General features: G+C 35.3%; 9 protein-coding genes. All 9 read left to right on the top strand.

The window, feature by feature from the left end; translation table 11 throughout:
- Positions 1 to 278 precede the first annotated feature (278 nt).
- The 9 genes from ACU8DI_RS06095 to ACU8DI_RS06055 all read left to right on the top strand — a co-directional run bounded on the left by ACU8DI_RS06095 (position 279) and on the right by ACU8DI_RS06055 (position 11,965).
- On the top strand, positions 279 to 1,307 hold the full coding sequence (locus ACU8DI_RS06095) for a hypothetical protein (RefSeq protein WP_447111869.1): 1,029 nt from the start codon (positions 279 to 281) through the stop codon (positions 1,305 to 1,307).
- A gap of 164 nt (positions 1,308 to 1,471) precedes the next feature.
- Positions 1,472 to 2,812, top strand: coding sequence for a murein biosynthesis integral membrane protein MurJ (murJ, locus tag ACU8DI_RS06090; protein ID WP_447111868.1), 1,341 nt, complete (start codon positions 1,472 to 1,474; stop codon positions 2,810 to 2,812).
- Positions 2,805 to 3,695 carry a glycosyltransferase family 2 protein gene (locus ACU8DI_RS06085; protein ID WP_447111867.1) on the top strand — a complete coding sequence of 297 codons (891 nt, stop codon included), beginning with the start codon at positions 2,805 to 2,807 and terminating at the stop codon, positions 3,693 to 3,695. Before murJ ends, ACU8DI_RS06085 begins: the two co-directional genes overlap by 8 nt.
- Positions 3,692 to 4,834, top strand: a complete 1,143-nt coding sequence (locus ACU8DI_RS06080; RefSeq protein WP_447111866.1) for an O-antigen ligase family protein — start codon at positions 3,692 to 3,694, stop codon at positions 4,832 to 4,834. Before ACU8DI_RS06085 ends, ACU8DI_RS06080 begins: the two co-directional genes overlap by 4 nt.
- The gene (locus ACU8DI_RS06075; RefSeq protein ID WP_447111865.1) at positions 4,831 to 5,910 is read left to right on the top strand and encodes a glycosyltransferase; all 1,080 of its coding nucleotides are present in this window, start codon (positions 4,831 to 4,833) and stop codon (positions 5,908 to 5,910) included. Before ACU8DI_RS06080 ends, ACU8DI_RS06075 begins: the two co-directional genes overlap by 4 nt.
- Positions 5,911 to 5,921: 11 nt before the next feature.
- Entirely contained in the window at positions 5,922 to 7,772 is a 1,851-nt protein-coding gene (asnB, locus tag ACU8DI_RS06070) for an asparagine synthase (glutamine-hydrolyzing) (RefSeq protein ID WP_447111864.1), read from the top strand.
- A gap of 13 nt (positions 7,773 to 7,785) precedes the next feature.
- Positions 7,786 to 9,687, top strand: coding sequence for an asparagine synthase (glutamine-hydrolyzing) (asnB, locus tag ACU8DI_RS06065; RefSeq protein WP_447111863.1), 1,902 nt, complete (start codon positions 7,786 to 7,788; stop codon positions 9,685 to 9,687).
- 115 nt (positions 9,688 to 9,802) lie between these two features.
- Positions 9,803 to 10,888, top strand: a complete 1,086-nt coding sequence (locus ACU8DI_RS06060; protein WP_447111862.1) for a glycosyltransferase — start codon at positions 9,803 to 9,805, stop codon at positions 10,886 to 10,888.
- A gap of 6 nt (positions 10,889 to 10,894) precedes the next feature.
- A complete protein-coding gene (locus ACU8DI_RS06055) occupies positions 10,895 to 11,965 on the top strand; it encodes a glycosyltransferase family 4 protein (protein ID WP_447111861.1) in 1,071 nt (356 codons plus the stop codon).
- The last annotated feature ends 2 nt before the right edge of the window (positions 11,966 to 11,967 follow it).

The following is an 11,967-nucleotide window of genomic DNA, read 5'->3' as shown; positions in this document are numbered from 1 at the left end:
AAGTATTTATTATTCGTTCTAATGCAATTTAAAGTAAATAAATTCTTACAATATGTATTATATCTAAGAATAATGACACATCGACGATTTATTTACTTGCATATACGATCGAAAAGAAAATATGGACGTTATCAACTAAAACATTAACACTTTTGCCTATAATTCTTACAAAATCCTAGTAATTATCAGTAAAAAGATGGTGAAAGACACTTTTTAAAACATTAAAACCCAATATTCAATTATAAGTTTATAAATTAACGCATCTATTTAGCGCAACAATGAATCAACCTTTATTTACTTGTGAAGTAGAATTCAGTCCGTCACCTCATTTGTACCAAATTTATGATGGATTTACTAAGTTGAAACAACAAGGCATTATCACTTTAAAATCAAAACCTGTGGTATTAAATGATTCTAAACCTGTTATTAAAGTTGTAGTGAATAATAAACACACGCTTATTTATGACACCTTAGACGGGCTCAACTGGATGGATGGAACACTAGAAGCAAATCTTGAGTATTTTAAGAATCATTTTCATGCCGACTTCTATTTTAAGCGTAGCTATTCTAAGCTATTGAAAGCTTTTAGTAGTAATAAACACATATACCCATTGGGTCTCAATTACTCTTTTGATTATTCAGGAAATTATCCACTACCTCTAAAAGACCAATTAAAATCGTTTATTCGAAAGCATATTAAAAAGAATGTATTTAAACCCTCTGCTTTCGAATTTGGACCTCAAATCAACGCTACGAACAAGGTGTTATTCCTTTGTCGATTATGGAATCCAAATGATGTAGCATCAGAACAATTGAAATCCCAAAGAGCAAAGATCAACTTGGATAGAATAGCTTTCGTAAGAGCGTGTCAAAAAGAATTTGGTAAAAATTTCACTGGTGGGATACAAATAGACGATTACTCAAATGTTGTAGCCAAAGATGTCCTAGTGCCACATTCCATTACCAATAAGAAAAGTTTTTTACAAGCTATTAAAGATCATAATGTCTGTGTAGCAACAACTGGCTTACATGATTCCATCGGATGGAAATTTGCAGAATATGTCGCTGCTTCGAGAGCGATTGTTTCTGAACCACTGATGTATGAATTACCGGGTTCATTTAAAACAGCATCTAATTTTCTAGATTTTAGTAATACTGAAGAACTTATAGAAAATATTGTACGATTATTTGAGAATAAAGACTTGATGCAGTCTATGATGCATCAGAATCATCAATATTACCAACAGTACGTGGCCTCTGACAAAATGATTCTTAACACATTATTGAAAACACAAAACAATAGTTAATGGTGTAGTCAATTTCAGAACACATGAAAGAAAGCTGACTTAAAAAGGTCATTCATACGTTTTAATCCTCACTTTATCTAAACAATTTGTTTTGGTAAATACAGATTTAAAAAAAAATTTAATTTCGCTAGTGGTAGACATAATCTTTAATAAAATAGTAGCTATTGAATCCCAAATCCAAATTACTAAAATTCATTAAGAAACATCTCAATAATGCAACGGTTACAAATATTGTTACTGTTGGTTTATTGACGTTGTTAGTGAAAGGTCTTGGTTTTGGAAAAGAAATGGTCATTGCCGATAGGTTTGGACTCTCAGAACTCTTAGATACATTTTACATTGCCATACTCGTACCTAGTTTAATCTACAATGTTTTTCTGGGTTCTTTTAAAAGTGTCTTTATTCCTAATTATGTAAGTACCCTGAAGCTTAACAAGCTGATGATTGGGAGATTTCAAAGTACTAGTTTTCTGGTTACGATTGGAGTTGCCATGCTCTTCTTCTTAATTGCCTTTCTTTTTACAGATGTGTATCTAGAAGTGTTTTTTCAAGGGCATACCGAGCACTATTATGCTTTAATTAAGAAGCAATTTTATTTTGTCGCTCCCTGTATTCTATTCTGGGGACTCTCATCCATTATTAATGGATTACTTACGATTGATGGCGAATTCCGATTTTCGTCGCTAAGTTCAATTTTCACACCTATAACCATTATTGTGTGTTTGTTGTTCTTCAAAGAAGCATTAGGTGATATCGTACTCGCCGTCGGAACGCTCCTAGGAAGCATATTTGGATTTTTATTTGTGCTGTTAATTGCGATTCAACGAAATCTCATTCACATAAGCAAGCCTGACTTTGTGTCTTCAGATGTTAAAACACTTTTCGGTCAATTACCAGCCAAACTATCCTCAAGTTTATTAGTTGGTGTCAACCCTTTTGTAGATCAGTACTTTTCAGCTCAACTCGTGATTGGTTCTATCGCGGCTTTAAATTATGGGATAAAAATACCCGCTTTCGCCATTGGTATCGTTGGCATAGCGGTAGGTAACGTTATGTTACCGTATTTCTCTAAAAATGCCATCGAAGATAAGGCACAAGCCTTTGTGAAATTACAGTCGATGTTAAAACAACTGGTTATTTTTAGTTGCGCTCTAACGGTGGTACTATTTATTTTTTCACCACAAATTATCAGTTTATTTTTTGAACGCAATCAATTCACGAGTTCAGATACGGAAATCGTGTCTCAAATTCAGCAAATGTACCTACTTCAAATTCCATCCTATATCACAGGATTGATGATGAACCATTTCTTGACTTCCATTAACAAAAATAACTTCATGGTGATTACCTCAGTAATCAGTCTTGTGTTAAATATTATTCTTAATTACATCTTGATTAAACATTATGGTGTCTATGGTTTAGCCTTGGCAACCTCTTTAGTTTCCATAGTAAATAGTGTTATTTTATATATTTATATTTACTACCTCAAAAAGCAGTATGTTTAACATCCTAACACCAACATATAATAGAGCCCACTTGATTCATCGTGTTTATGAATCCTTATGTCAGCAGACTTATAAGGGTTTCAATTGGATCGTTATAGATGATGCTAGTACCGATGATACGCAATCCTTAATCGAAACATGGAAACAGGAAACTTCTGATTTTGATATTGATTATTACTGTCTTTCAGAAAATCAAGGAAAACCAAAAGCTGTAAATTTTGGTCTTGAGAAATGCCATGACAAAATTACCATTATTGCTGATAGTGATGATACATTTGTCGCTAACTCACTAGAAGATATCAAAGCCATTTGGGAGGAAATTGACCAGGCAAAAAACAATATTGCGGCTGTTTGGACACTTGTGGTGGATGAAGATGATCAGATTAAAGGTGATGTGTTTCCAGAGGACAAGTGGATTGTTAGTTTTAAGGAGCGTGTGTTAGATATGAAAAAAGAATTGGTAGGCGACAAATGGACATCTTGGCGTACCGACATTCTAAAGGCGCATCCACTCTATGCTGATTCAGAATCTCATGTTGAAGAAAGCCAGACCTGGAATCGAATTAATAAAAAATATGATTTTCTATGTGTCAATAAAGTATTTTTAAAGGCGCATGTATCACCTAATAGTCTCATCACTTCAAAAAAATCCAGAAAACAAATTGCACGTGGTGGTTACTACAGTGCCTACTATGCGTTAAAGGATGTAAAGACTAATGACATTTTTAAATACAAATATTATCGAACTCAAGCGTTTAATTATGTGAAGTCTTGGTTGTTTTATTCTGATAAATCGCTTCGGCTAAAACCACTAAAACTGATGGCTTGTATGCTAGTGTTTTTAGCATACATGCCAAAACGTCTAATTAGAAAAGTCCGATGAAAATTATAAAGTACTTGGCACTCATTCTGCTACTTTGGGGCATCCCAAGTTTTTTCTCTTACGATGAAGCCATTGGTAGTCCGTTTAGCCTGTTAATGATTGGCATGCTTATTTTATATTATTTTTTCAGTAAAAAGCGTGGGATTGTCTTGCCGTTCCTCTTCTTAGGAGTACTCTACTTTGTGATTAGTGGCTTGGTCTATCTCGCTGGTGACCCGATGTTTTTCAGAAATGACCTTATCAAATATGTAGTTGTTGTGATATGTGGAGCCGAATTAGCTCGTGATACTTCTAAAAAAGAACTATTTGTTTTGTTGCTGTTAGGAGCTTCTAGTATACTCATTCATGCCATCTTTTTTCAAGGTGGATTTGGTCGCTATAGCGGACTTTTCTTAGATCCTAATGGCGCCGGATTCGTTTGCGTTATTGCCTATTGTTTAAGTTTTAGAATCAAACCTCATAAATTGAAGCTCTTAGGTCAGTTTCTGATAACCTTTGCCGGATTGCTGACATTTTCTAGAACCTTTATCATTTTATGGTTATTAGTCAGTATTATTTCCGTGATTTCTGATCGAAAGAATTCATTAAATTTCGGTTTAGGTGTTGGAGCCCTCATTGTAATATTTACCGTGGGTTCTTTACTTAAGGTAGATGCTGTTCGCTTTAACGCTTTGGAGAATCTTTTCAGCGACAATAATAAATCCAGCATATCTGTTATTCAGGACGATAGTAGAACTAAAACTTGGTCGCGTTATTATGAAGACATTCTTGATCGTCCTATTTTAGGGAATGGTTACAGACAATTGAGTGGTATTGATGAAGATAAACAAGGTGTTCATAATGCGTATCTCATGGTTATTGGTGAAGCAGGAATTATTCCTTTTCTAATATTTCTTGGAATTTATCTTTTCATGCTTTTCAAAAGCACGCCTCTTTACAAAGATGAAGAATATAAACCCATGTTGGCAATGACATTGCTTATTATATTGATGACAACTCATAACTATTTCGATAACTTTTTTCTCATCTTTATTTCTATATGGTTATTCATTCGTATCACAGAGAACATTTCGGATACGGATGTTTTAGAAGAAAATGAGGATAGCGAAGAAGCCGAACTCTTAAATACAACAGCGTGACGATCATTCATATTACAAGTACTTTAGGTGGAGGTGGCGCAGAACAAATGGTTTTTCAGCTCGCGAAACAAAGCATGACCACACATAAAACGATTGTAGTTTCTTTATCGAGCACCTTAGTGACGCTCGAAAACCGATTCAAGCAACAAGGTATTGAGTATCACTTGTTAGGTGTGACGTCTTTTAAGAATACATCCTTAGTAACAGCGCTTAAAAACTTCAAGGCTATTGTTAATCAATATGAAGATGTTGTCATCCATTGTCACTTATATCATGCGGCATTATTTGGAAGCTTATACAAACTAAGCTCCAGAAAAACACCTTTGATATTTACTTTGCACTCTAATGAAGTGGAAGGTCAAGGCAAAAAATTGATGTTGTTCTTGACCAAACCTTTTCGCAACGTGGATATCATTTTTAGTAAAAAAGGTAAAAAGTGGTACAACAAATCCAAAAGCGTTAGTATTCCTAATGGTGTGAATTTTAAGGATTTTGACTTCCATAAAAATGAAGCCATTACAACTAATGGTGTTTTTCAATTCCTATTTCTAGGCAGATTAAGTCAGGAAAAAAGTCCGTTAAGAATGGTTGAAGCAGCTCAACAATTGCTTCAAAGACAAATGGATCATTTTATGATTCACGTGGTTGGTGACGGACCTTTAAAAAATGAACTTGAGACCCAAATAAAAATCCATAAGTTAGAAGCCTATTTTGAGCTTCACGGATTTCAAAACGATGTCAAACCATTTCTAGCAAAAGCCGATTGTCTAGTGCTTCCCTCACTCTGGGAAGGACTTCCCGTGGTAATTATTGAAGCTGCAGCGGCTAAAACACCCATTATAGCAACACCTGTAGGGAGTATTCCAGATTATCTCAATGACAGTAATGCATACTTAAGTGAGTTGGAGTCTTTCGACGAAGCGATGGCTGAGGTTATAAAACATCAAGATATGGCACTTGAAAAATCAGAAAAACTTTATGAAGACATTGCCTCTATATTCGATATTGAACATGTGTTTCAAGAGCATTTAAAAATATATCATTCCTGTTTAAATCAATCCAAATCTAACGTTTAAAGAGCCAGTTTATGTGCGGAATATACGGAACAACATTAGCCTATAGAGAAGATCAAATTCAAGATAAACTGAAACGAACTGCTTTCAGAGGTCCTGACAAGATGGGCTGGCAAACATACAGCAAAAATGAGCATCAAATAACTTTCGGACACAACCGCTTAGCCATTATAGATCTGGATCCACGCTCTGATCAGCCATTTACCTACTATGAACACATTCATATTGTTTTCAATGGTGAAGTATACAACTTCATGGCTATCAAGGAACGATTAATGGCCTTGGGATATACTTTTAAAACATCCAGTGATACCGAAGTGATATGTGCGGCTTATTTGGAATATGGAGACGATTGTGTCAATCATTTTAATGGGATGTTTGCTTTTGTTATTTATGATGAAAAAAAACAGACGCTTTTCGGTGCAAGAGATCGTTTGGGTCAAAAACCTTTTTATTATGCTCATAATGGCAAGCACTTGGAGTTTTCAAGTCAATTATCATCCATCCAACGTCATAATGATCATCTCACCATTTCGAAAGATGCCATAGGTTATTATTTAACTTGGGGACATATTCCCGACCCTTATTCAATATTTAATGAAGTAAAAAAATTGCATGCAGGCCATTGTTTTACTTTTGATATCCAAAATGGCGACATGTCTATCAACTGCTATTGGGATATCGATTATAAAGGCGAACACCAATTTAAAGGCAGCTATAGCAATGCCAAAGAGCAGCTCGACGACTTATTGCAGGATGCGGTATCCAAACGATTGTTCGCGGATGTACCTGTGGGTGTATTTTTGTCTGGAGGTATCGATTCTTCAGTCGTAGCAGCCATGGCAACGAGAAGCTCAAATGCGAAGGTTAAGACATTTTCAGTCAAATTCAATGAAGAAGGTTTTGATGAAAGTCCGTACGCCCAGCAAGTCGCAGATCACCTTCAAGCAGACCATAATGTGATTCATTGTGATTATAACGAAGGCCTCGATTTAATTGATAATTTCTCACATTTTTATGATGAACCATTCGCAGATTCATCAGCTATACCATCCATGTTGTTGGCTAAACACACAAAAGAGCAAGTCACAGTAGCACTTTCTGGTGATGGTGGTGACGAAAATTTTCTGGGCTATGAACGCTACAATTGGGTGACAAAACACAGTAAAATATACAATATACCTTATCCATTACGTTCATTGGCTTCAGGCGTTTTAAATTGGGTTCCAAACTACAAATTGAATATTGTTTCAAAGGCTTTAAAAGCCAAGAATAGGAATTTAGCCTATGTGAATGTCATGACCGGAATTAATACCGATTATGTAAAAGAACCTGAAAATTTCAAAACACTGAGTGATACTAAATATTTAGATCACCCTTACAAAAATCTATACGAGCGTGTTTCTGATTTTGACATCAAAACCTATCTCAATTATGATATCAACACAAAGGTTGATCGTGCAACAATGGCTTATTCATTGGAAGCCCGATCACCATTAATGGATTATAGAATCGTTGAATTCGCAAGATCTTTGCCTACAGACTTTAAAATGAAGGCTGGCAACCAAAAGCGCATCTTAAAAGACGTCTTGTATGATTATGTTCCGAAAGCTATTTTTGAGCGTCCAAAAGCTGGTTTTGCCATTCCTTTTGCTACTTGGTTTAGGGAAGATTTGAAAGCCTATGTGTTAAGTGAATTAGATGATGAAAGCTTAAAAAACATTCCTAATATCAACATAGAGCAAGTCAAATTTATGATACAACAGCATATGGATGGCACGTGGAACCGTTATCCATTGATTTGGAAATTAATCGTGTTAAAACAATGGTTAAACACACAAGGAAAAGGACTAAGTATTAAATAAAAAGTTAGAAGGTATGTGCGGAATTAATGGCATATTAAATAAAGTCTCTTCAGATAAAGATCAATTAAAGACGTCATTGACTCAAATGAATGACCTTATTATTCACAGAGGTCCGGACGAATTTGGAATTTTTACTGAAACTGACACCAATTTGGGTGTTGGCATGGCTATGAGACGCTTATCCATTATTGACTTAAGTTCTGGCCAGCAACCCATATACTCGGAAGACAAGTCTATTGTCATTGTGTTTAATGGTGAGATCTACAATTTTCCGGCTCTAAAAGAGCAATTATTGAACGCTGGAGTGACTTTTCATACGCATAGTGATACGGAAGTGATTCTTAAATTATATGAGCAAAAAGGAGTTGAAGCTTTTAAGGAGTTGGATGGTATGTTTGCATTCAGTATCTACGATGCGAATATCAAAAAACTGTTTATTGCTAGAGACTATTTCGGAGAAAAACCCTTGTATTATACTGAAAATGATCAAGGCTTCTATTGGGCTTCTGAATTAAAATCCATCATGTCGCAATTAAATCACAAGCCCAACATCTCAAAACAAGGACTCAACCTCTTTTTTAAACTTACTTACATTCCAGCACCTTTTACTATTTATGATAACATCCATAAACTGGAAGCCAACAAATTCATTACTTATGATCTTGAAACTTTAAGTTTCAACATCAATTCTATACATGACACTAATATTTCAGCACCTAAGTCTAAGTTGTCTTTTAACGAGGCTAAAAAGAGCGTTAGAGACCGTGTTTTTAAAAGTGTTGAAAGTCGATCGATATCAGATGTTGCCTTAGGAACTTTCCTTTCAGGTGGTGTCGATTCTTCAGTCGTGTCCCTCTGTCTTTCAGAAATGACAGATGCAAAAATTGACACCTTCTCTATTGGTTTTGAAAAAGCAACTTATGACGAAACAGATAAATCTCGTGTGGTCGCCAAATTAATTAATAGTCATCACCATGAATTTATCATCAATGAGTCAGATTTAGCAAACAACATTGACGACATTCTCTTAAATTTCGATGAACCATTTGCAGACTCCTCCTCGCTCCCAACCTATTTGGTATCACATAAAACCAAATCCAATGTCACTGTAGCTCTCACAGGCGATGGTGGTGATGAAGTATTCGGTGGTTACAACAAGTATTACGTAGGGAAACTGAATAATAGGTACACCAAAGTGGTTCCTAAACTCTTGCATAAGCAAATTGATAGTGCTGTCAATACTTTACTAAAACGCAAGGATGATAATAGAGGTATTAAATACAAACTCAATAAACTCATCAACACCATTAGTTACGATGACAGCTATTATTGGGGCATTATTTCTTTAGGCTTTCCAAATGATGATCTCAATCAGTACTTGAATAGTGATTTTCAGCAGCATTCTGTCTTTGATTATTACAAGGAAGTAACGAACATATCACATCCAAAAACACTCAACGACTTTAGAACCATCGATAGACATATCAGCTTGGAAGGCGACATGCTCGTCAAAGTGGATCGAACGAGTATGATGAATTCTTTGGAATGTCGAGCGCCATTCTTAAATAGAGAACTCTTTGAATTCACCATGAGCTTACCTGAAAATTACCTTATTAAAAATTGGAGTAAAAAACACATTTTGAAAGAAGCGTTTCGACCTGATTTTCCTGATGATTTTTTAGAGAAATCCAAACAAGGTTTTGGAGTTCCAGTTGGTGATTGGCTGAGAGCAGGTATAAAAAAGGAACTTTTGAGTTATATCGAACCTTCTTTTTTAAATGCACAAGGTATTTTTAATCCTTCAACAATAACGACATTAGTGGAAAATCATGTTGATGGCAAAAAAGATAACACCTTTAAAGTATGGACGTATTTCTGTTTTCAGAAATGGTATAAACGCATTTACAATAACTAATTGATGCTTCAAATTTTCACCATAATTTACTTACTTTTGAAGCTCGATTTTTTAATAACTCCCTCTAAGCAATAAATCGATATCCAAAACCAATCAAGAAAAGTCTTTCATTAAGATGCCTGACAAAAAAATTAAAATATGCTTTGTTCTACCAGCCTTAAACGCTGGAGGCGCTCAAAGAATTATGTCGTTTTTATCCCAAAAAATGAACGCCGATTTGTTTGATTGTACACTTCTAGTTATAGCGAAACCAGAGCCTACCGATTTTGATGTATCAAATGCGAATGTGCATTACTTCAACAAAGACCGTCTTTTACTGGTTGCAAGACCGTTGTTTCTATATTTCTTAAAGCACAAACCAGATATTGTGATGGGTTCCATTGGACACGTCAACAAATTGCATGCGCTCTACTCCTTTTTCCTTCGGAAAACAGCGTTTATTGGTAGAGAAGCCAGTTTAAATAGTATCATGTCACTATACAACAGAAGTACACATATTACTGGCTTTGTTTGGCTCTTTAGAGGCTATAGAAAACATTTAAAGAAAATTGTTTGTCAGTCGCAACAAATGGCAGAATACATGCATAAAGATCATGGCATTCCTAATGATCGTATTGTCATTATCAACAATCCATTAACCATAAAAGCCAAGGTGAAATCAGCTTCCGAGTTACCTTCAGAAACCAAAAAACTCATAACCATTGGTCGGTTAAGCAAAGAAAAAGGTCATGAGCGGTTATTGCATATACTGGCACAACTTAAAACCGATTGGCATTATACCATCATTGGTGAAGGAAATCAGTATGACGCTATTATGGCGCAAATTAAAGCCTTAGGATTTAAGGACAGAGTCACGTATATTGAACACACCAAAGAGGTGGCAAAGTTTCTAAGTGAAAGTGATGTGTTTATTCAAGGATCTTATGTTGAAGGTTTTCCTAATGCCGTAATGGAGAGTTGTGCCATTGGCACACCCGTTGTAGCTTTTGAAGCACCAGGTGGCACCAAAGATATCATTCAAAATGGTGTCAACGGATTTATTGCAACGAGCGAAGCGGATTATTTACAACGACTGAAAGAAGCGCTCTATGAAAAGCAATGGAATCATCAACAAATAAGTAAATCCATAACGGATAAGTTCGATGAACAAATCATCATCAAGAAATATGAATCCTTATTTTTAGAAATTGCAAATTCCTAAGACATTATGACAATTGTACATGTGAATATTGGTTTAGGTGGTGGTGGTGCCGAACATATGATTCTTGAGATGGCTAAAAAAAGTCAGCAAGACACCATCAAAACCATCATTTTTGCCATAACCGATAACCGTCAAATAGAATTTAAGTTTGCCGAAAATAATTTAGAATATCACTTTCTCGGAATCAATTCACCAAAACAATTTTTCAAAGGCATCAAAACGCTGAAACGCAAATTAGCTGACTATGATGATGTTGTCATGCATTGTCATATGTTTCATGCGTTAATAGTTGGTCTAACTTATAGCCTATTCTATAAAAAGACACCCATTGTTTTTACCTTACACAATATTCTAGTTGAAGAATTTTACAGAAGAATTGTATTATACTTGACAAAACCTTTCCGAAAAGCAGATATCAACTTTAGCAGTCGGGCTTCAAAATGGTATTTAAGAAACACGAAGGTTATCGCGAATGGTGTTGATTTTGATAAATTCAAGCTTGACAAAGAAAGACAGTATCATGTCAACGACACGTTTAAGTTTTTGTATTTGGGTCGCATTGAAGAACAAAAAAACCCCCTAATATTAGCAGAGCTTGCCACAAAGTTATTGGCTCAAGGATATGACCATTTTGAAATTCTTGTTGCCGGTGAAGGTGATATGCGTTTGCAACTGGAACAGCAAATTACAAAACATCATCTGGAGAAACACATAAAACTTCTAGGATTCCAGAAAGATGTCAAGCAACAACTAATGAATGCACATTGTATGATTATGCCATCACTTTGGGAAGGACTGCCTATTTCACTGATAGAAGCGTCAGCAACCAAATTGCCCATCATCACAACACCCGTAGGAAGTATTCCTGACTTTTTCAATACTACGAATGCCTATGTAGCTGATTGTGATATCTTTCATAAGGAAATGATTTCTGTATTAACGGATTATCAACAAGCGTTGGCAAAAGCTGAAAAACTTTATATCGACAATAAAACTATCTTTGATATCAATGCCGTGTACCAACAACATTTGGAATTATATAGAGCTGTTTCAAATGAGAAACAAAGCGATTATTAATG

It is taken from the genome of Psychroserpens sp. BH13MA-6, assembly GCF_052983595.1.
This window is presented reverse-complemented; position numbering and strand designations above follow the sequence as displayed.